This is a genomic window from Romboutsia sp. 1001285H_161024_C4, from assembly GCF_015550185.1.
In the GTDB taxonomy this organism is placed as follows: Bacteria; Bacillota; Clostridia; order Peptostreptococcales; family Peptostreptococcaceae; genus Romboutsia_C; species Romboutsia_C hominis.
Map to the genome: position 1 here is coordinate 589901 of NZ_JADNAJ010000002.1, position 22380 is coordinate 612280.

At 26.9% G+C, this 22380-nt stretch carries 20 protein-coding genes; 19 read left to right on the forward strand and 1 reads right to left on the reverse strand.

What is annotated here, in order from left to right:
- Nucleotides 1–10: 10 nt before the first annotated feature.
- From I1959_RS06440 to I1959_RS06510, 15 genes are all read left to right on the forward strand, one after another.
- Entirely contained in the window at nucleotides 11–790 is a 780-nt protein-coding gene (locus I1959_RS06440) for a phosphatidate cytidylyltransferase (protein ID WP_195237484.1), read from the forward strand.
- Between the two features lie 156 nt (nucleotides 791–946).
- Complete coding sequence (locus tag I1959_RS06445; protein WP_195237568.1) at nucleotides 947–2098, forward strand: 1-deoxy-D-xylulose-5-phosphate reductoisomerase; 1152 nt, start codon at nucleotides 947–949, stop codon at nucleotides 2096–2098.
- Nucleotides 2099–2142: 44 nt separating this feature from the next.
- Nucleotides 2143–3156 carry an RIP metalloprotease RseP gene (rseP, locus tag I1959_RS06450; protein WP_166505696.1) on the forward strand — a complete coding sequence of 338 codons (1014 nt, stop codon included), beginning with the start codon at nucleotides 2143–2145 and terminating at the stop codon, nucleotides 3154–3156.
- A 110-nt stretch (nucleotides 3157–3266) separates the two neighbouring features.
- A complete protein-coding gene (gene ispG, locus I1959_RS06455) occupies nucleotides 3267–4319 on the forward strand; it encodes a flavodoxin-dependent (E)-4-hydroxy-3-methylbut-2-enyl-diphosphate synthase (protein ID WP_195237489.1) in 1053 nt (350 codons plus the stop codon).
- A gap of 144 nt (nucleotides 4320–4463) precedes the next feature.
- Nucleotides 4464–4916, forward strand: coding sequence for a VanZ family protein (locus I1959_RS06460; RefSeq protein WP_092925080.1), 453 nt, complete (start codon nucleotides 4464–4466; stop codon nucleotides 4914–4916).
- A gap of 364 nt (nucleotides 4917–5280) precedes the next feature.
- On the forward strand, nucleotides 5281–6828 hold the full coding sequence (gene murJ / locus I1959_RS06465; RefSeq protein WP_195237492.1) for a murein biosynthesis integral membrane protein MurJ: 1548 nt from the start codon (nucleotides 5281–5283) through the stop codon (nucleotides 6826–6828).
- Nucleotides 6829–7003: 175 nt separating this feature from the next.
- Nucleotides 7004–8695 carry a phospho-sugar mutase gene (locus I1959_RS06470; protein WP_092925084.1) on the forward strand — a complete coding sequence of 564 codons (1692 nt, stop codon included), beginning with the start codon at nucleotides 7004–7006 and terminating at the stop codon, nucleotides 8693–8695.
- A 140-nt stretch (nucleotides 8696–8835) separates the two neighbouring features.
- Entirely contained in the window at nucleotides 8836–9528 is a 693-nt protein-coding gene (locus I1959_RS06475) for a polyphosphate polymerase domain-containing protein (RefSeq protein WP_195237494.1), read from the forward strand.
- An 18-nt stretch (nucleotides 9529–9546) separates the two neighbouring features.
- A complete protein-coding gene (locus I1959_RS06480) occupies nucleotides 9547–10215 on the forward strand; it encodes a DUF4956 domain-containing protein (RefSeq protein ID WP_195237496.1) in 669 nt (222 codons plus the stop codon).
- Nucleotides 10216–10224: 9 nt separating this feature from the next.
- Nucleotides 10225–11733, forward strand: coding sequence for a CotH kinase family protein (locus I1959_RS06485; RefSeq protein WP_207733540.1), 1509 nt, complete (start codon nucleotides 10225–10227; stop codon nucleotides 11731–11733).
- Between the two features lie 12 nt (nucleotides 11734–11745).
- Nucleotides 11746–13851, forward strand: a complete 2106-nt coding sequence (locus I1959_RS06490; protein WP_195237497.1) for a hypothetical protein — start codon at nucleotides 11746–11748, stop codon at nucleotides 13849–13851.
- Nucleotides 13852–13862: 11 nt separating this feature from the next.
- On the forward strand, nucleotides 13863–14996 hold the full coding sequence (locus I1959_RS06495) for a HEAT repeat domain-containing protein (RefSeq protein ID WP_195237498.1): 1134 nt from the start codon (nucleotides 13863–13865) through the stop codon (nucleotides 14994–14996).
- A gap of 32 nt (nucleotides 14997–15028) precedes the next feature.
- Nucleotides 15029–16420 carry a glycosyltransferase family 2 protein gene (locus I1959_RS06500; RefSeq protein WP_243240003.1) on the forward strand — a complete coding sequence of 464 codons (1392 nt, stop codon included), beginning with the start codon at nucleotides 15029–15031 and terminating at the stop codon, nucleotides 16418–16420.
- 143 nt (nucleotides 16421–16563) lie between these two features.
- Nucleotides 16564–17349, forward strand: a complete 786-nt coding sequence (locus tag I1959_RS06505) for a tyrosine-protein phosphatase (protein ID WP_195237500.1) — start codon at nucleotides 16564–16566, stop codon at nucleotides 17347–17349.
- 122 nt (nucleotides 17350–17471) lie between these two features.
- Nucleotides 17472–17852, forward strand: coding sequence for a hypothetical protein (locus tag I1959_RS06510; protein ID WP_195237501.1), 381 nt, complete (start codon nucleotides 17472–17474; stop codon nucleotides 17850–17852).
- An 88-nt stretch (nucleotides 17853–17940) separates the two neighbouring features.
- On the opposite strand, the gene I1959_RS15470 is transcribed toward I1959_RS06510, so the two are convergent.
- On the reverse strand, nucleotides 17941–18645 hold the full coding sequence (locus tag I1959_RS15470) for a helix-turn-helix transcriptional regulator (RefSeq protein ID WP_092925100.1): 705 nt from the start codon (nucleotides 18643–18645) through the stop codon (nucleotides 17941–17943).
- Between the two features lie 204 nt (nucleotides 18646–18849).
- Between I1959_RS15470 and I1959_RS06520 the strand changes: the two genes are divergently transcribed.
- From I1959_RS06520 to I1959_RS06535, 4 genes are all read left to right on the forward strand, one after another.
- Nucleotides 18850–19596 carry a nucleotide-binding protein gene (locus tag I1959_RS06520; RefSeq protein ID WP_092925102.1) on the forward strand — a complete coding sequence of 249 codons (747 nt, stop codon included), beginning with the start codon at nucleotides 18850–18852 and terminating at the stop codon, nucleotides 19594–19596.
- An 89-nt stretch (nucleotides 19597–19685) separates the two neighbouring features.
- Entirely contained in the window at nucleotides 19686–20591 is a 906-nt protein-coding gene (locus I1959_RS06525; protein ID WP_092925108.1) for an ABC transporter substrate-binding protein, read from the forward strand.
- A gap of 2 nt (nucleotides 20592–20593) precedes the next feature.
- The gene (locus tag I1959_RS06530) at nucleotides 20594–21577 is read left to right on the forward strand and encodes a FecCD family ABC transporter permease (RefSeq protein ID WP_092925110.1); all 984 of its coding nucleotides are present in this window, start codon (nucleotides 20594–20596) and stop codon (nucleotides 21575–21577) included.
- The gene (locus tag I1959_RS06535) at nucleotides 21577–22374 is read left to right on the forward strand and encodes an ABC transporter ATP-binding protein (protein WP_195237502.1); all 798 of its coding nucleotides are present in this window, start codon (nucleotides 21577–21579) and stop codon (nucleotides 22372–22374) included. The genes I1959_RS06530 and I1959_RS06535 overlap by 1 nt, the downstream gene beginning before the upstream one ends.
- The last annotated feature ends 6 nt before the right edge of the window (nucleotides 22375–22380 follow it).

Sequence of the window (22380 nt, forward strand, 5' to 3'; positions counted from 1 at the left end):
AGATTAATTTATGCGTACAAGAATTATTGCAGGTTTAGCATTAGTACCATTATTTATATTCATTATAATTGGGGGAATACCACTATATTTAGCAGAACTTTTAGTAGTATCTATTGCACTTAATGAATTTTATAAAGCTTTTAAATCAAAGGAAATACATCCAATTTATTATATAGGATATATATTTTCTATATACTTGACATTTAAAAATATATTTAATTTAAGATTAGAGTATACATATGCAGTAGCATTTATATTATTTTTAATATCAATAATTAGTTTATTAAGATGTAAAAATAACATTATAGATATAGCTATAACTTTTATGGGTATTATATACATAGCAATATTTTTAGATTTTATAGTATTAACATTTAAAGATTTTGAATTTGGAAATTTATATGTATGGTTAATATTTATAATATCATTTGCAACAGATACATTTGCATACTTCAGTGGATATTTATTTGGTAAGCACAAGCTTATACCAAAAGTAAGTCCTAAAAAAACCATAGAAGGAAGCATAGGTGGAATACTTGGAAGCACAATTTGTTGTATAGTATTTGGATATATATTTAATATAAATATATTACCATTAGTTATAATTGGGAGTGTAGGAAGTATAGTAGCACAATTTGGAGATTTATTTGCATCTTCAATAAAAAGATACGTAGGAATAAAAGACTATGGTAAACTAATACCAGGTCATGGTGGAGTATTAGATAGATTTGATAGTGTTATACTAGTAGCACCATTTATATACTATGCAATATCATTCTTTATAATATAATGAATTTTAGCAAAGCGAATTTTTTATAATATAAGTCTTAGTTAAATACTAAGGCTTATTTTTTATAGTTGAAAATATATTCAAATTAGATAAAAATTATATAAATAGTGTTATAATATAATAATGAATAAAGTAAATTATAGAAAGGGAAGCAAAATGAAGAAAATATCAATACTAGGGTCAACTGGATCAATAGGTAAACAAACACTAGACGTAGTAAGACAACATAAAGATAAATTTGAAGTAGTAGCAATAAGTGCAAATAGTAGTGTAGACTCATTACTAGAACAAATAAAAGAATTTAAACCAAAATACGTAGCAGTATACAACGAAAGTTCTTACATAAAGTTAAAATCTATGATACCATCAGACCTAAATATAGAAGTATTATGTGGTATGGAAGGACTAAAAACTATATCATCACTTCCTGAAATAGATGTATTATTAACTGCGATAGTAGGAATGATAGGACTAGTTCCTACACTAGAAGCAATAAAAGCTGGAAAAGATATAGCACTAGCTAACAAAGAAACATTAGTATGTGCAGGAGATTTAGTAATGAGTGAAGCTAAAAAAATGGGAGTAAGTATACTTCCAGTAGATAGCGAGCACAGTGCAATATTCCAATGCTTAAATGGAGAAAATAACAAAGAAATAGAAAAAATAATACTAACAGCATCAGGTGGACCATTTAGAGGAAAAACTAAAGAAGAACTTGTAAATGTAACTAAAAATCAAGCACTAAAACATCCTAACTGGTCAATGGGTAGAAAGATAAGTATAGACTCATCAACACTAATGAACAAAGGACTTGAAGTAATAGAAGCAAAATGGCTATTTGGTGTAGAACATGACAAAATAGATGTAGTAGTACATCCACAAAGTATAATACATTCAATGGTACAATTTATAGATAGTTCAGTAATAGCACAACTAGGATGCCCTGATATGAGACTACCTATACAATATGCACTATCATATCCAAATAGAATAGAATGTGACTTTGAAAGATTAGATTTAGCAAAAATAGCTACATTAACATTTGAAAATCCAGACATGGATACATTCCCATGCTTAAAACTAGCATATGAAACATTAAAAATGGGTGGAACATATTCAGCTGTATTAAATAGTGCTAATGAAATATTAGTTAGTGAATTTTTAGAAGACAAAATAGGGTTTTACGATATACCAAAATACATAGAAAAGACCCTAGAAGCACACACTAGCATAGAAAAGCCAACTCTAGAACAAATATTAGATATAGATAAATGGGCTAGAGAATATGTAAGCGGCTTAATAAAATAGGCTTAACAAATAATTTTAATTAAATATAAAAAAGAGGTGGTAAATTGACTATAATAGCAGCAATACTATTATTTGGTGTAATAGTATTTATACACGAATTAGGACATTTCCTGTTTGCTAAAAAAGCAGGGGTAACAATACATGAATTTTCAATAGGTATGGGACCTAAAATATACAGTAAAACTAAAAACAATACAATGTATTCAATAAGATTACTTCCATTAGGTGGATATGTAAGTATGGAAGGGGAAGATGGAGAAACAAATGACCCTAATGCCTTTGGTAAAAAAACATTACTACAAAGGGCAAGTATATTATTTGCAGGGCCATTTTTTAACATAATATTTACAGTAATATTATTAATACCAGTATTTATGTTTATAGGGACACCAACTAATTCAAATGTATTAGGAGAAATATCTCAAAATAGTCCGGCACAAAAGGCAGGACTTATGGCTAATGATAAAATATTAGACATAAATGGTAAAAAAATAAATTCATGGGAAGATATATTAAATACACTTCAAACTACAGATGGTAAAAAAATAAATATAACAGTAGATAGAGACGGTAAGACTAAAGACTTTAATATACAACCCCAAAAAAATGAACAAGGAAGATATGTAATAGGAATAGCACCAGAAAGAGATAAAAGTATACTAAATGCAATACCAAGTGCATTTACTGGAACATATGAAATGCTTAAGCAAATGGTATTATTCTTAGGACAATTAGTAACAAATTCAGTACCTGGAGGAGCTGCAAATGCTGTAGCAGGACCAGTTGGAGTAATAGGAATAGTTTCAGATGCAGCAAAAATGGGTATACCAAATCTTATGTACATAGGAGCAATGATAAGTCTAAACTTAGGAGTGCTTAATCTACTTCCAATACCAGCACTAGATGGAGGAAGATTAGTAATGCTAGGAATAGAAGGTCTAAGAGGTGGGAAAAAACTAGACCCAAACAAAGAAGCTATGATACATACAGCAGGCTTTATGTTATTAATGGGACTTATGCTATTTGTAACATACAAAGACATACTTAGATTATTCTAAAATAAATAGTATAATAAATAGGAGGTGGGTGGATAGATACAAATCTATAATCCACCTCTTTAATACTATATAGGGCTAAATAATACATAAAATACTAAAGAGGTGAAGACATGTATAAAAGAAGACAATGTAGAGAAGTAAGCGTTGGAAATGTAAAAATAGGTGGGAATAACCCAATAAGTATACAATCAATGACAAACAGTGATACAAGAGATGCAAATGCCACAATAGCACAAATAAAAAGATTAGAAGAAGTAGGATGCGATATAGTAAGAGTGGCAGTACCAGATATGATTGCAGCAAAAAACATAGGTGAAATAAAGAGAAATGTAAACATACCAGTAATAGCAGATATACACTTTGACCATAGATTAGCTATAGAAGCAATAGACCAAGGAGTAGATGGAGTTAGAATAAACCCAGGTAATATTGGTAGCATAGAAAAAGTAAAAGAAGTAGTAAATAAATGTAAAGAGAAAAACTTAAAAATAAGAATAGGTGTAAATGGTGGTTCACTTGAAAAAGAATTACTTCAAAAATACGGAAGTGCAACAGCAGAGGCACTAGTTGAAAGTGCAATGGGTCATGTTAAAATATTAGAAGACTTAGATTTTAGAAATATAGTAATATCATTAAAATCATCAGATATATACAAAACACTAGAAGCATATGAATTAATATCTAAAAAAGTAGACTATCCACTTCATATAGGTATAACAGAATCAGGAAGTGTTAAAAAAGGAACTATAAAATCATCAATAGGAGTAGGAGCATTACTTCTTAAAGGTATAGGAGATACTGTAAGAATATCACTAACAGGAGATCCATGTGAAGAAGTAGTAGTTGGAAAAGAAATACTAAGAAGCTTAGACTTATTAAATGATAAGATAAAAGTAGTATCTTGCCCAACATGTGGAAGATGTAATATAGACTTAATAAGCGTGGTAAATGAAGTAGAAGAAAAAATAAGCAAAATGGATAAAGATATAACAGTAGCTATAATGGGATGTGCAGTAAATGGTCCAGGAGAAGCAAGAGAAGCTGATATTGGAATAGCTGGTGGAAAAGGTGAAGGACTATTATTTAAAAAAGGTGAAATAGTTAGAAAAATAAAAGGCGATGATTTAGTAAAAGAGCTAATGGATGAAATAGATAAATATTAATAATAGGAGGGTACTTGAAAAAGTACTCTTTTTTTATTAGTATTATTAGTTTTATTAGTTTTATTTTTAATCTTTTAAGTATACTTTTTTAATATTTTAATATATGCTATCATATAACTATTATTTTATAGATTGGAGGAGGTTATGAGGAAGAAAATATTTTTAACCTTAGCTATATTATGGATGTGTGTAATCTTTTATATGTCTAATCAACCATCTCACATATCATCAGCTCAGTCTAGTGGTGTTATAAACGCCCTTAGCAATGTACCTGTAATAGGCGCTGCTATAGATATTATGATGGTCAATGGTATTGCTCAGTTTGTTATTAGAAAAAGTGCCCATATGTTTTCATATGCAATTCTTGCTATACTTTGGTTTATGAGTATATATGAAAGTAACAAATATATTAAAAAGACATTTATTACATCTTTATTTTTTACTTTTATATATGCTTGTACTGATGAAGTTCATCAATTATTTATACCAGGTAGAAGTGGTGAGATTAGAGATATTTTAGTAGATTCTACAGGGGCTATTATTGGACTTTGTGTTTTAGTATTAATTATAAAATTTGTTAATAAAAAAAAGCTATAAATTAGTATAGTCTTTTATTTTATACGTATAAGCTCATTATGGAAACTTATTTTTTTAAAGAAATTGATACTATATACTATCATATAACTCTACAGCTATTTTAATTACCTATTATCTATTTTTTAGCAATTTCTTTTACTTATATCTATATAGTAATTAAAACTTTAGATTATTATAGGATACATAAGTGCATAAATTATGATTTTTATAAAAATAATTTTTAAGTTAAAGATTAGTTAAATTGGAATATTTGTATAAATATAATAAAATTATTTTCAAATCATTAAACTAGTGATATACTAGGAATATTGACGATGAAAAATGATTTAATATCATTTTCAATATAAGCTTCATGGAGGATTTTATGAGTAATAATTTAGCAAAATCGGCATTTTGGCTTATGGTAGTTACTATGCTATCAAAGATACTAGGATTTACAAGAGATATAGTCCTAATGTATTTTTATGGAACTAGTGCTTATAGTGATGTATATATAACAGCTATGAATATACCTGTTGTAGTGTTTGCTGCTGTTGGGGTAGCACTTTCTACTACATTTATACCACTATATCAAGAAGCACTTGAAAATGGCGGAGAAAAAAGAGCGCAAAATTTTGCAAACAATATATTATGTATAGTTAGTATAATAAGTATAATTTTAAGTATATTTGGTTATATATTTGCCGAGCCTATAGTAAAATTATTTGCTATTAGTTTTAATGGTGAAAAATTAGCACTAACTGTTGAATTTGTAAGAATAATAATAGTAGGTGTTTTATTTATAGGTCTTAGTAATATAATGACAGCTTACTTACAAATACAAGGAAACTTCACTATACCAGGTATGGTACAGCTTCCAAATAATATTATAATAATTATATCTATGATAATAGGTGCAGTTACTGAAAACTTTGATATATTAGCAATAGGGGCACTTATTGGTATGGCTTCACAGTTTTTATTCCAAGTACCTTTTGCTATAAAGCATGGGTATAAATTTAAGCCTATTGTCAATTTTAAAGATAGATATCTTAAAAAGATGATATGGCTAATACTTCCTGTTTTAATAGGGGTTGCAGTTAACCAAGTAAATGCTATGGCAGATAGAAGTTTGGCTTCAAGCTTAGGTGATGGTGTTATAGCAGCTTTAAATAGTGCTAATAAGCTTAATTTCTTTGTTTTAGGATTATTTATAACTACTATAGGTTCTGTTATATATCCTACACTAGCAAAGCTATCTACTACTAATGACCAGAGAAAATTTGCAGAAGCAGTATCAACGAGTGTAAACTGTGTAAGTTTAATAATATTACCTATAACTGTTGGAGCAATAGTACTTGCTACTCCTATAGTTAGAATATTATTTGAAAGAGGAGCTTTTGACGAAAAATCAACTCAAATGACAGCTATTGCTCTTATGTGTTATTCTGTTGGTATGATTGCTTACGGACTTAGAGATATATTAAGTAAGGTATACTATTCATTAAAGGATACTAAAACTCCTATGATAAATGGTATAATAGCAGTTATTGCTAACATATTCTTTGATGTTACTTTAATGCAAGTATTTGGACTTGGTGGACTAGCACTTGCTACTAGTTTATCTTCTATAATATGTATATTATTATTATTTAGAGGATTAAAGAAAAAGATAAGTTACTATGGACAAGATAGAATATTAAGAACATTTGTAAAATCTTTAATAGCTTCTGCTGTAATGGGTGTTGCCACATACTTTGTGTACAAGTTATCTAGTGGTATATTAGGTAGTGGATTTGTACAAGAAGTTATAGCTACGGGTGTATCAGTATTAGTAGGTGCTATTGTTTATGGTATACTTGTTAGTAAATTTAGAGTTAGAGAAGTTAAGATGCTTAAAAAGATGGTTATGAAAAAATTAAATAGAGCATAAAATACATTAAATAAAAAGAGAGCATAAGCTCTCTTTTTTTATTTTTATAATATTTTTTATAAAAAATATATATATTTACAAATTTTGTGATAAATTTATGATAAAATTATTTCAGCGATTATGTAACATATTACTAAATTATATACAAAAAATACAAACACATGGAGGAGTATTTATGAGTTACAAGGAAAAATACAATGAGTGGATAAACAATCCATATTTTGATGAAAAAACTAGACAAGAATTACTAAGCATAAATGATGAAAAAGAAATAGAAGATAGATTTTATACGGATTTAGAGTTTGGTACTGCTGGGCTTAGAGGAGTTATAGCTGCTGGTAGTAACAGAATTAATATATATACAGTAAGAAGAGCTACTTTTGGACTTGCTAATTACATATTAAAAAATGCAAACAGCGAAAAAGATAGAGGAGTTGTTATAGCACATGATAATAGACATATGTCTAGAGAGTTTTGTATAGAAACTGCAAATACACTAGCAGCTTGTGGTATAAAAGCTTATATATTTGATTCTTTAAGAACTACACCAGAATTATCTTTTGCAGTTAGAAATTTAAATGCTATAGCAGGTGTTGTTATAACTGCTAGCCACAACCCACCAGAATATAATGGATACAAAGTATACTGGGAAGATGGAGCACAAGTTATGCCTCATATTGCAAGTGCTATAACTGATGAAATAAACTCTATAGTAGATTATAGTACTATACCAACACTTACTGATGAAAATAAAGATTTAGTTATTAAGCTTGATGAAAAAGAAGATACTGATTTTATAGAAGCTGTAAAAACTCAAGTTATAAGAAAAGATTTAATAGATAAGTTTGGAAAAGACTTTAAAATAGTATACACTCCACTTTGTGGAACAGGAAATGTTCCTATAAGAAGAGCTTTAAAAGAAATTGGATTTGAAAATGTAATAGTTGTTAGTGAAGAAGAAAAGCCAGATCCTAATTTTTCTGGTATAGAGTATCCTAATCCAGAAGATAAAAAAGCATTAGTTAGAGGAATTAACTTAGCTAAAGAAGTAGGAGCTGATTTAGTAATAGCTACTGATCCTGATTGTGATAGAGTTGGTGTTGCTGTTAAGACTGTAAGCGGTGATTATCAAATGCTTACAGGAAACCAAATTGGTGGAATGCTTACAAACTACATAATAGAAGGAAGAAAGGAAGCTAATAGACTAGAAGAAAATCCAGTACTTATAAAGACTATAGTTACATCTGAATTTGGTGCAGATATTGCTAAAGATAACAATATAGATGTTTTAAATGTACTTACAGGATTTAAGTTTATAGGAGAGAAGATAAAGTCATTTGAAGAGACTAAGTCTAATTCATACTTATTTGGATATGAAGAAAGCTATGGATATTTAGTAGGGACTCATGCTAGAGACAAGGATGCTGTTGTTACATCACTTTTAATAGCAGAGATGGCAGTTTATTATGCTTCTAAAAATATGAGTTTATACGAAGGATTAATTAAGCTTTATGAAAAGTATGGATACTTTAAAGAAGAAACTAAATCTTTAACTTTAAAAGGTATAGAAGGTATAGCAAAAATTAAGGATATAATGACATACTTTAGAGAAAATGATATAAATGAAATAAACAACTCTAAAGTTATTGATTTTAAAGATTATTTAAAAGGAATAGATAATCTTCCAAGTGCTAATGTAGTTAAGTACTTCTTAGAAGATGGATCTTGGCTTGCTATTAGACCATCTGGTACTGAGCCTAAGTTAAAGTTTTATATAGCTACTAAGGGTAATACTGAAAGTGATGCTATTAAAAATGTCGACGGTATAAGAGCATTTGTAGATATTGTTTTAGAAAAATTAGTTTAATATATATGTTTTTAAGGATATATTTTTATATATCCTTTTTTTATTAGTTTACAATATTATAATTAAGGTATAAAATTAATTGGATAAAAAATTTAATCTAAAATCATTTATATATAAAATGAAAATCGGGAGGTGAAAATTTGATAGTAAATAGAAGAGAGCTAAAATATCCAATTAGTGAAGTGGATTATTATAAGGTAGACAATTTGTTTAAAGATGTCCTTAAAGAAGATAAAAATAATAATTGTTTTGGATATAAAATAAGAAGTCTTTATTTTGATAGCATAGACAATTGTGATTATTATTCTAAGATTAATGGAGAAGAAGTTAGAAAAAAGATTAGACTTAGAATATATGACACTAAAACAGAGAAAGTCAAGCTTGAAATAAAAAGAAAAATGAATATAAACCAAAGAAAAGAGACTGTTACAATAAGTAGAGAGGATGCCATTAGACTTATTAATAAAGATTATAGTGTTTTATTAAAATATAATAATGAAACTGCAAAATCAGCATACAACATTATGACAATAGGGCAATATAGACCAGTAGTTTTAGTTGATTATAATAGAAAAGCATATATACATGAAGAAAATAATATAAGAGTTACATTAGATAGTGATATAAGAAGTAATGAATTTAATTTTGATATGTTTGATGATGACATTATTATGAATCCTATAGTTAACTATTATAATGCACTACTTGAAGTTAAATTTGATGGAGAATTATTTTGTTGGATATCACAGGCTTTATCCAATTTAGATACTACAAATCAGTCTTTAAGTAAGTATTGTAGTTCTAGAAAGTTTTATGAAAATTATATATTTTAGGTAATAAGGGAGAGAAATATGAAAGAAACATTATATAAATATTTAACAGCACCTAGTGGAAATATAACGCTATTTAGTGCTATTGAAATGATGAGTATGGCATTTATACTTTCAATGGTTATATTTTGGACATATAAAATAACATTTAGTGGAGTAATGTATAATAGAAAATTTAATGTATCACTTGTAATGCTAACACTAGTTACTACTATGGTAATGATAGTAATTGGTAGTGATATAGCACTATCACTTGGTATGGTAGGGGCATTATCTATAGTTCGTTTTAGAACAGCTATAAAAGATCCAAGAGATACAGGATATATATTTTGGTGTATAGCTATAGGCCTTAGCGTAGGAAGCCAAAATTATATGATAGCTATAGTGGGGTCGCTATTTTTATTTATAGTACTTTCTATGTTTAGCTTTAGTGGAATTGGTAAAGAAGAAAGATACATTCTTATTATAAGAGGTGAAAGAGAAAGAGAAGAAGAAATAATGAGATGTGTATTTGACTCATTTAAAGGAAGTCAACTAAGAGCTAAAAACTCTGTAGGAAATAATATAGAGATAATTTATCAAATAAAGTTTAAAAATAGTAATGACAAAAATATATTAGACAATTTATACAAGATAGAAGGTGTTAGTGCAGTTAATTTAGTTGCTCAAAATGGAGAAACAATAGGATAGGTGATATGAATGAAAAAAGATATATTTAAAGCATTTATGGCACTTAGTTTTATTTTTATATCACTAATTGGAGCATCATATCTAAAAGAAGCTAAAGAAGTAGCAAGTAATAAATACAAAGAGAATAGATCAAAAGAATATGATAAAATATATCAAAATACTTATGGGGATTATGGTTTTAACCTTCCTTTAATAGTGATAGATACTAATGGAAAATCCATATCTAATAAAGAAAAGACAGTTTCAAATATTCAAGTTTACAATTCAGATAAAGAAAATAATTATTTAAGTGATAATCCAAGTTTAGAAAGTAGTGCAATGATTAATATAAGAGGAAATACAACAAAATATTTTCCTAAAAAGCAGTATAGTCTAAAGATTGTAAACAAAAAAGGAAATGAAAAAGATAAAAAAATGCTAGGTATGGATAAGGATTCGGATTGGGTATTAAATGGTCCTTTTGCTGATAAGTCTCTTATGAGAAATTATATAGCATATACTGTAGGTAGTAATATTATGGAGTATGCACCTGATGTGAGGTTTTGTGAAGTTTTTGTTATAGATGATGGAAGTAGTACTATACAAAAAAAGCACTACAAGGGAGTGTATTTATTAATAGAAAAGATAAAACGAGGAGAAGACAGGGTTGATATAGTTAAAACTCATGATAATACCGATGAAACTAGTTTTATAATAAGTAGGGACAGAAATAAAGAAGATAATATTGTAATTGGAAATTATGGATATGAAACTCATTTATATGACTATGCGTTAAATATTGAATATCCTAAAAAAGATTTAACACCAGGCAAATATAATTATATCAACAAATATATTAGTGAGTTTGAAAGAATACTATATTCAGATAAATTTAATGACCCTAAAAATGGATATAGAAAGTATATAGATGTAGATTCTTTTGTAGACTTTTATATTATTAATGAGTTCTTCTTAAATACTGATGCAGGTATATTTAGTACATATATGTATAAGGATTATAATGAAAAAATGAAAGCAGGTCCTATATGGGATTTTAATAGATCACTTGGAAATAACGAAGTAAATAAAGATAGTAGAGCTTTTGAGTATGAAGGATTTTTTATGTTGCAAAGGTATTGGTTTGATAGACTTATGGAGGATAGAGCATTTGCTAATAAAGTTGTAAGTAGATATAAAGAATTAAGAAAAAACTATCTTAGTGATGAATATCTTATAAATCTTATAGATAAAACTAAGAATTACCTAGGTACTTCAGTAAAACGGAACTTTGATAAATGGTCATTTGAACTAAGTAATCAATCTGATGTTTTTGGAATGTATTGGAATATAATACAAAAATATGGTAATGGAGAAGATGCATTTAATAAATTCTTAGGTAATAATAAAGATTTGTTAGAAGACACTACAGGAAAAGCAAATTCTTATGAAGAAGAAATAAATTTAATGAAAAATTTTATAAAAAATAGAGGCAAGTGGATGGATGAAAACATAGATAGCTTATCTAAATGGGCGAGTTAGTAGGAGATTGATATGAAGAAATTTTTACTTATTTGTATAATAGCATTTGTACTTATATATAATCTTATAAGTTCAATAGCTACTAATCAATTAGTAGGACAAAATGATACATATTTCACTAAAGTTAAAGAAAAGGAAATATATATAGCAAAGAATGGAAAATGGGAAAAACTAGATATAGTAGGAGTTAATTTAAACTCAGCTAAACCAGGAACATTTCCAAGTGATAATTTAGTATCAGAAGATGATTATTTAAGATGGATAAGTAATATCTACAATATGGGAGCAAATTGCATAAAAGTATCTAATCTTATGAGTCATAATTTTTATAATGCACTTGATAAATTCAATAAAAATAGAGAAAGTCCAATATATTTAATGCAAGGAATATACTTTGATGAAAAATATTTAAAGGATGGAGAAAATCCACAAAGTAGTAACTTAAACGATGGATTTATAACAAATATAAAGCTTATAGTAGATTCAGTACATGGTAATCCATACAACTATAATAAGCCAGATATAGTACAGTTTTATAATACTGATGTGTCAGATTATGTTATAGGATATACGCTAGGCATAGAGTTTGCAAAGCATGACATAATATATAATGAAATTATGAATGAGAAAGAAAAGTATAATGGCAAATATTTATATACAAATGATAAAGCATCATCTTTTGAATCTTATATGGCTAGTATGGGAGATTATTTATTAGACTATGAACTAGAAAGTTATAAAAAGCAAAGTCTTATAAGTTATATAGGTTCATCTTCATATAATATAGTCAGCGGTCAAAAAAATCCTGTAAAAAATACCTTTATAGAAAAAGATGATAGAATTGAAAATCAAAATTATTATTTTAATCCTGAAAATATAAAGTCTAAAAGTAAATTAAAAACAGGATTATTTGCAACTTATAATATATATCCGTCTTACAGCGAAGTAAAAGAATATGTAGATAAGATGGATTATTATTTTAAAAAGTTAAATAATCATCATAAAATACCAGTTGTTATAGGGGAATATGGGATACCATCATCTAGAACTGGTGGAGATTTTAATATGAACTCTGATAAAATTAAATATATAGATGAAAAAGAACAAGGAAATGCTTTAGTATCATTATATAGAGCTATAAAAAGTTCAGGATGTGCAGGAAGCTTTTTATTTGAATTTCAAGATAGTTGGAGTAGGTCTTCAGCAAATACAGCATATAGTAAAATATTAGACAGATCAGCTTATTGGAGTGATGCACAAACTTATAGCCAAAGTTTTGGTCTTATGGCATTTGACCCAGGAAGTGGTAAAAGTGTAAGTTATGTAGATGATAGTATAGATGAGTGGAGTGAAAAAGATATTGTAAGCAAAAATGAAGATATGAGTTTATATGCTAAAAGTGATGAAAAGTATTTATATCTTATGGCAAAAGTATCAAAAGATATAAATTTATCAAAAGATGATATTTATATAGACTTAGATACAACTCCTAAATCAGGTGTTAAAAAAAGCTCACAGTTTATGCTAGATTTTGAAGATAATGTTGATTTTATAGTACATATAAATGATATAGATAATAGTGCTATTTATGTACATGAATATTATAATAGATTTAATTTTTATCTCAATAAAAAAGATAATCAAAAAAGACCAGATCTTATAAATCACAAAAAAGATATGGATGTCTTTTCACCAATTTATATAGAGGTAAGACCTAAAATGTATAACACATCAAATGGTGAAGAAGAAGAAGCTATAATATATGAAACAGGTAAATTAGTTTATGGAAATAGTAATCCAAATAGCTTAGATTATAACTCAGCTTCTGACTTTTATGTTGGCAAGGATTATGTAGAAATAAGAATACCTTGGGGGATTATTAATTTTATGGATCCATCAACTAGACAAATACAAGATGATTTTTATGAGGTATACAAGATTAAACCAATAAAAATAAAAGACATTAAAATAGGCATGACTTTAAATAGTGAATATAAAAAAGTTAGACTAAAAAGTGAAAGCTTTAAACTAGATACTTGGTTAATGCCAAATTATCATGAAAGGTTAAAAGAATCTTATTATATATTGCAAAAAGAATTAACAAAAATCTCTAATTAAATGGGGTAGATATGAAAAATATAACAATAATATATATAGTGTTAGCCTTTTTTACATATATAATTTCTTGTTCAGTTATTTATATGATAGTAAATGATATGTATAACAAAAGGCACAAAAGGAAAGTTCAAGATTTAGATAACACTTTTAAAAAAGAAATATTAAAACAACTTGAAGATATAAAAAATCAAAAAAATATAACAAAAATAAATATTGAATATGTAAGAAATAAAATTAAAAAGAGAAGATACAAAGATTCCTTTCATAATGCTTTATTTGAATTTAATAAAGACTACAATAATCATAAATACACAAGGATTTACACAAAAAACTTTGAGGATATTATAATAAATGAAATAAAGATATGTAAGAGAAAGGATGATATTATAAAATCTTATTATGTTATGTTGCTTGGTGAATATAAATTATCTAATATAGAGATAAAAGACTTTTTATATAATTGTCTAAATACAAATTCAACTCAATTAAGAACATTAGCGTTAAAGAGTATATCTAAGATAGGAAACTTAAATTATTTAATAAGTTCTATAAGATATATATCAGATAATAGAAAATATGTAAATAATAAAATGTTCATAGATATAATTAATATATTTTGTGGAAATAAAAGCCTATTAAATAAAAATTTAATTAAAATATTTGGTGAACTTAATTATGAAGTTCAAAAGGTTATAATAGAGCACTTTAAAAACAATAAGATAGATTATGTAAAATTAGATTTACTTAACATGCTCAAAAGTGAAAATACTCATAAAGAAGTTAAGATAAGTATAATAAAATATTTTGCAGTAGTTAGATACAAAGAAGCGAAGCAAATTATAATAGATATAATAAATAGTAAAGATTGGGAGTATAGAACTGTGTGTGCAAGCACTCTTGGAAATTATAATAGTAAAGAAAGTATAGAGATACTACTTAAAACAATAACCGATAAAAATTGGTATGTAAGGTACAACTCAGCCATGTCTCTTCTTGGATTTGACAAAGACTATATAGAAGAAAGAATAATAAAACAAGAAGACAAATATTCAAGAGATATACTTTTTTATGCTATGTTTGTAAAAGATAAAATATCTTATGAAAAATATTTAGAAGAGATAGGAGATGTTGTGTACTCATGTTAGAGATAATTATTGGATATATTAACATTTTCTTTATGTATTATATATTTATATATGCTGTTGTATTTTTTATATCCACAGTATACTCTGTATTACAGCTTAATGAGAGTAAAAGAAAAAGAGGATTTTCAGAAGCTTTAGCAATAGATAATAAGGAAAATTATATTCCTATATCTATATTAGTACCAGCATACAATGAAGAGAAAACAGTCAATGATTGTATAGAATCTCTACTTAGTTTGGACTACAAAGAATTTGAAATAATAGTAATAGATGATGGTTCAAATGATGATACTTCTAAGGTAATTATAGACAAATTTAAACTAAAAAGAGTAGCAAGGCCAATAAGAAGATTAGTAAAATGTAAAAAAGAAGAGTTTGTATATGAAAGATTTATAAACAATATAAAATTAACGTTAGTTAGAAAAGAAAATGGTGGGAAGGCAGATGCTCTCAATATGGGAATTAATGTATCTAGATATCCACTATTTGTATCATTAGATGCAGACTCTATACTTCAATATGATTCATTAACTAATATAGTAGCACCATTTATGGAAGATGATACTACTATAGCAGTAGGCGGAAATATAAAGGTTGCAAATCAAGTTGTTTTAGAAAATGGTAGAGTAAAAAAAATATTGCCACCAAAAAAGTTACTAGTAATATTTCAGACTATAGAATATTATCGTGTATTTTTGACAACTAGAGTTTGGTTTAATAGTTTTAATGGCAATCTTATAATATCTGGTGCGTTTGGGCTTTTTAAGAAAAGTTGTGCTATAAATGTTGGAGGATATGACACTAATACAATTGGTGAAGATATGGACCTTGTTGTTAAACTTCATTCTTTTTATAGAAAAAATAAGATAAAATATAACATAAAATATGCTTATGATGCTATTTGCTGGTCACAAGTACCAGAAACATTTAGAGACCTGAAAGGACAAAGAAGAAGATGGCACATAGGGCTTATGACAAGTTTATTTAACCATAAGTATATATTTCTAAATCCAAAATATGGGTTTGTAGGTATATTTTCTTTTATGTACTTTGTAGTATATGAGCTATTTTCTTGTGTAATAGATATATTTGGATTATTAATAATAATAGTTTCATATTTTGCAGGATATTTAAATATAAAGTTTTTAGCAACATTTTTACTAGTATATATATTATATAGTGTTATAATATCTGTAACATCTGTAATGCTTGAAAATTATGTATTTAGACATATACCAAGTATAACTACACTATTAAAATTAATACTATTTTCAATAGTTGAGAGCTTTGGGTATAGGCAATTATGTTCTTTTTATAGGTTAACTGGATTTATAGGATATAAAAAATATAAAAATAAATGGAACAAAATAACTAGGATTAAGCAAAATAGAATTAAATATGAAAAAGAAACATCAAAAGAGTAAGGATTTGCAATTTATTTTGCAAATTCTTTTTTTTTTTGCAAATTAATGTAAAAAACAATTTAGAATATTAATACAAATTTGTAGATTATATAAAGATTTTGATATATATTAAAATATATAAGTAAATATTGGGGGAATAAAAAATGATAGATATACATTGTCACATATTACCTGGAGTGGATGATGGAGCTAAGAGTCTTGAAGAAGCTTTAGAAATGGCAAAAATAGCTCAGTCTGAAGGTATAAAAACTATAATAAATACATCACATTATCATCCAGCGTTTGAAGATTATATAGTGGGAGATAAACTTTTAGATATAGCCGCAGATTTTAATAATGAATTAATAAAAAATAATATAGATGTAAATGTGCTAGTTGGAAATGAAATATATTACAATGAAAATATATTAGAATATATAGATAAAAAAGAATTTAAAAGTATAAACAATAGTAAATATGTATTAGTTGAATTTTCTCCTAGCAATTTTCCTAAAAATCTAAGTGATGTTATATTTGAGTTTAAAATAAGGGGGTATATACCAATACTTGCACATGTAGAAAGATATGGGGAAATACAAAAAAATTATAGTATTTTAAAAGATGCTATAAATGAAGGGGCACTTATTCAAATCAATAGTTCAAGTGTATTAAAAAAAGGTTCTAAGTCATTTGAAGTTTGTAAATATTTATTAGATCGTAATTTAGTACAGTTTATAGGTAGTGATGCACATGATAAAGAAAGAAGAAAACCATATATCAAAGAAGTTTTCACATATATAAGTAAATACTATGGTGAAGATAGAGCTAAAACATTACTAATAGAAAATCCATTAAAAATAATAAATGATGAAGATATTTCATTTAAAGAAATAGAGCCAAAAAATAGAAAAAAAGTAGGATTTATAAAAAAAATATTTAATAGAAAATAAATAATATAATTATATTACATCTATAATTATGTATTAAATGAAATAATACTTAAGAGTATATTATCCTTTAAATATTCATACATATTATTAAGACTTTAATATCTTAATAAGGAGAATTATCTATGAAGTTTGAAGAATTACTCACTGAGCTTTATCCAATAAATGACAAGAACAATAAGATAAGAAAATTTATAAAAGATAATTTTACAAAAGAATTATTAATACTTTACATAACGGAATTAGCAATATATATGATAACATCTACAAAAGTATCTAGTGCTAGTATTATAGAAAAGGTAGTATATGACCAAAATATACTTTGCTTATCTGAAAAATTAAAAGAAGAAAAAGAAGGCTTATATAAAGATGACATAGAATTTCAGCTAGAAGAAGATAAAGAAGTAATAGGAGTTTATTTCTTAAAAGCTAATGAAGAAGTTATAGCTATAGTTAAGGAAGATATAGAATTATATGATGAATTAGAAAAATTTTTATTAAATTAAATGAGTAGCACTCAAGCTACTCATTTTTTATTTTTAAATACAAATATTGATTATTTAAATAATATAAAAAGCTAGATAATAAAATTAATTAACTAGCTTTAAGATTATTTCTATATTCAATAGGTGTTATACCATTTAGTTTTTTAAAAAGTGTTGTATAGTAGTTATGGTTATTATATCCAACCAATAAAGCAACATCTAATATTGTAAAATTTTTATTTTTCAAAAACTCTTTGCTTTTTTCTATTCTAAATTTATTTAAAAAATTAGTAAAAGTATATCCAGTTTCTTTTTTAAATATAGAACAAAAATAGCTTTTATTTATGCTTAGATAATTGCAAATATCATCCATATTAGTAGAAGCGTAATTTTTATGTATGTAATCAATACTATCTTTAATGTATGGATTAAATTTATTATCTTTATTAATTTGACCTTTTATAATGCTTTTTAGCATAGTTAATATGTAGTTAATGCAAGAATAAGGTTTAAATGGAATATTTAACTCACTACATATATATTTTGATTTAAATGGTCCAACTATAAAGTATCCATCAAATCTAGTATCCGTTAAAGGTGTTACTATAAAGTGTATATTTTCAAAATATGTAAGGTTTATACTTGAAATAGTACTTTCTTTTAAATTATTATATATGTTTGTTTTTTCTAATACCAAATCAATATCCTTTGAAAATCCCATTTTATAAATAGGGATAAACTTTTCATTGACAAACTGTATAGGAATATCTAGACAGTCATAAAAATCTTTCAATATACTTTCCAAATTACTCATGATCTCCTCCAAAACTTGATTAAAACTAGTTAATATAATCAAATTATTTTAACTTTAAAATTTAGAATTGAAATATTTTAAACTAAAAATATTTATAAAAATAGCAAATATAATTAAAGAACTATAAAAATTTTTATAATATACTTAAAAAGTAAATGATAATCAATATCATCAATATTATCTATTAAAACGAGGAGAAAGTCAATGAGAAAAATAGCGATATATGGTAAAGGAGGCATAGGTAAATCTACGACAACGTCGAATTTATCAGCGGCTCTTTCACAATTAGGATATAAGGTAATGCAAATAGGGTGTGACCCAAAAGCAGATTCAACTAAAAATCTAATGAAAGGAAAGTTTATACCTACAGTATTAGATGTAATGAATGAAAAAGGTGACGATATAGACCTTAAAGATATTGTATTTGAAGGATATAATGGAGTGCTTTGTGTTGAAGCTGGAGGACCAACTCCTGGTGTTGGATGTGCTGGTAGAGGTATAATAGCAGCTTTTGAAAAGTTAGAAGAATTAGAGGCTTTTGAAGTTTATAAGCCAGATATAGTCATATACGACGTACTTGGAGATGTTGTATGTGGAGGATTTTCAATGCCAATAAGAAATGGATACGCTAAGGATGTTTATATAGTAACATCTGGTGAGATGATGTCTATGTATGCAGCGAGCAATATATCTACAGCAGTTAATCAATTTAAAAGTAGAGGATATGCATCATTAAAAGGTATTATATTAAATGCCAAAAATGTAGATGGTGAAGTTGAATTAGTAGAAAACTTATGTAATGAAATAAATAGTAATGTTTTTCACTATATACCTAGAAATCAAATAGTTCAAATATCTGAAAATGATGGGAAAACAGTTATAGAAAAAGATAAAGAGAGCGAGATGGCAAGTATATATATGAATTTGGCTAGAAAAATAGTTAGTGAATAACTAGCCTGTAAAACAGCAATTTAGCTTATAAAAATTATATAAAAATAAACACATTAAATATAAAATTAAAACAAAATGGAGGAAATATTATGAAATTTAGAAAATTAGCATCAGTATTTTTAGTATCAGCATTATTTATAACAGGGTGTACTAATAATAGTAGTCAAAGTGAAAAAGAAAGTGATACAGCCGTTAAAGGTGCTCAAGTTGAGGAATTAGACGTAGTAGCTGCGACAGTTTCAGCTACACAAGTATTAGATAAATTAGATGCAAATGTTATAGGAATACCTACAACTAAAATGGAAATACCAGAAAAGTTTAAAGGATTACCAGAAGTAGGTCAAGCAATGAATCCTGATTTAGAAATAGTAGCATCTCTAGAGCCTGATGTATTTATAATGGATAGTATGTTTAAAGAAAATGTAAAAGATAGTATGAAAGAGTATGATTTAAATACTTTCTACTTTAATACAGGAACATATACAGAATTTGTAAAAAGTATTGAAGAGCTAGGAAAAGAAATAAATAAAGAAGAAGAAGCGACTAAAGTAATAAACGAATTAAAAGAAGTTGAAAAAGAAGCTACAGCTAATAAAAGTGAAAAAGCACCGACAGTAGCAATAATATTTGGTGGAGGAGAAAACTTCATGTTAGCTACAGAAACTTCTTATTTAGGGGATTTAGCAAAAACTGTGGGAGCAGAAAATATAACTAATAAATTAGAGGGAGATATGAGTTCACCTTATGTTCAATTTAGTTTAGAGCAAATAATAAAAGAAAATCCTGATTATATACTTAGATTTGCACATGGAAATATAGAAGAAACTAAAAAAGCTTTTGATGATGCTTTTGATAAAAATCCAGCATACAAAGAGTTAGATGCATATAAAAATGGAAAAGTGATAGATTTAGACCCTGCTATATTTAACGTATCTGCAAACCTACAAGTAAAAGAAGCTATAAAAACTTTAGGGAATGTACTTTACGGTAACTAGGTATGAAGCTAAATAAAAAATATTTAACTATTGGTATAAGTTTTATAATGTTAGCAGTACTTTTAGTACTGCTTTCTACTATAGGTAGTGTAGATTTAAGTTTTAATGAAATAATTAAAGCTCTTATAAATGATGATAATAAAGTAGTAACTACTATTGTCTATAAGATGAGGTTACCAAGAAATATACTAGCAGCATTAGTTGGAGCAAACTTAGCAGTAGCAGGAATATTACTTCAATCAGTTATGAAAAATCCACTAGCAGACCCTGGTATAACAGGAGTATCAACAGGTGCTAGTGTAGCTGCTATTATAATACTTTTATTAGCTCCAAAGTATACGAATATACTACCTATAGTTGCATTTGTAGGTGGTGCTATAGCATGTATATTAGTATTTTTAATGGCTTATAAAAATGGAATAAAGCCAGGAAGAATAGTATTAGCAGGGGTTGCTGTAAATACTATATTAGGAGGAGTTATATCATTTTTATCAACAATGTATAGTGATAGGATACAAAGTGCTATGCTTTGGTTAAATGGAAGCTTAGCTACTAAAACTTGGGTAGATGTTAATATGTTATTTGGATATTCTATAATAGCACTTATAGTATCACTACTTCTTATAAGAAGTGCAAATGTTTTACAACTTGGAGATGAAGCAGCAACAAATCTTGGATTTAATGTTAACTTAACTAGACTATTAATTTCAGGTGTAGCAGTATTTTTAGCTGCTATATCAACATCAGTTGTAGGAGTTATAAGCTTTGTTGGACTTATTGTTCCTCATATATCTAGAATGATTATGGGAAGTGATCATAAATACACTATACCTTTTAGTATGGTACTAGGGAGTATAGTATTATTAGTTGCAGATACTTTAGGAAGAACCATAGGTGGAGCTATAGAAATACCAGTTGGAGTTATTATGTCTATAGTTGGAGGTCCGTTTTTCTTATACTTACTAAGAAAGAGAGGAGATTATTAATGATAAGTGCTAGTAATTTAAAAGTTGGATATGAAGATAAAGTTATAATAGAGAATTTAAACTTAGAAATAAATAAAGGAGAAGTTGTATCCATAATAGGTCCAAATGGATGTGGAAAATCAACTTTATTAAAGAGTTTATCTAGGATGATAAAGCCTTTAAGTGGAGAAGTTTTTTTAGAAGGAAAAAGAATAAAAGACTTAAAGGGAAAATTAATAGCTCAAAAGGTGTGCTTATTATCTCAACACAACAATGTACCTATGGATTTAACAGTTGAAGAACTTGTTTATTTTGGAAGAATCCCTCACAAAAAATGGTTTGAAACTAAAACAAATAATGATAAAGAAATAGTAGACTGGGCAATAGAAAATACAGGCCTTAGTAAATATAAAAAGACTCCAATAGGGGCATTATCAGGAGGAGAAAGACAAAGGGCTTATATTGCACAAGCACTATGTCAAAAGCCAGATATATTACTTCTTGATGAGCCTACTACATATTTAGATATATCATATCAACTAGAGCTTATGGAGTTAGTTAGAGAAATAAATGAAAAGTTTAAAATAACAATAGTAATGGTACTACATGAGTTAAATCAAGCTAGTAAGTATAGCGATAGGCTTATAATTATGAAAGATGGTCAAATTATAAGTGATGGTAGACCAAATGATGTTGTAAATAAGGATGTTATAAAAAAAGTTTATAAAATAGAGTGTGATATAGATAATGATCCACAAAGTAATAAACCTAGAATACACCCTATAAAAACTATAAAGGCACAAAGACTAGTGTCTTAAAGCTAA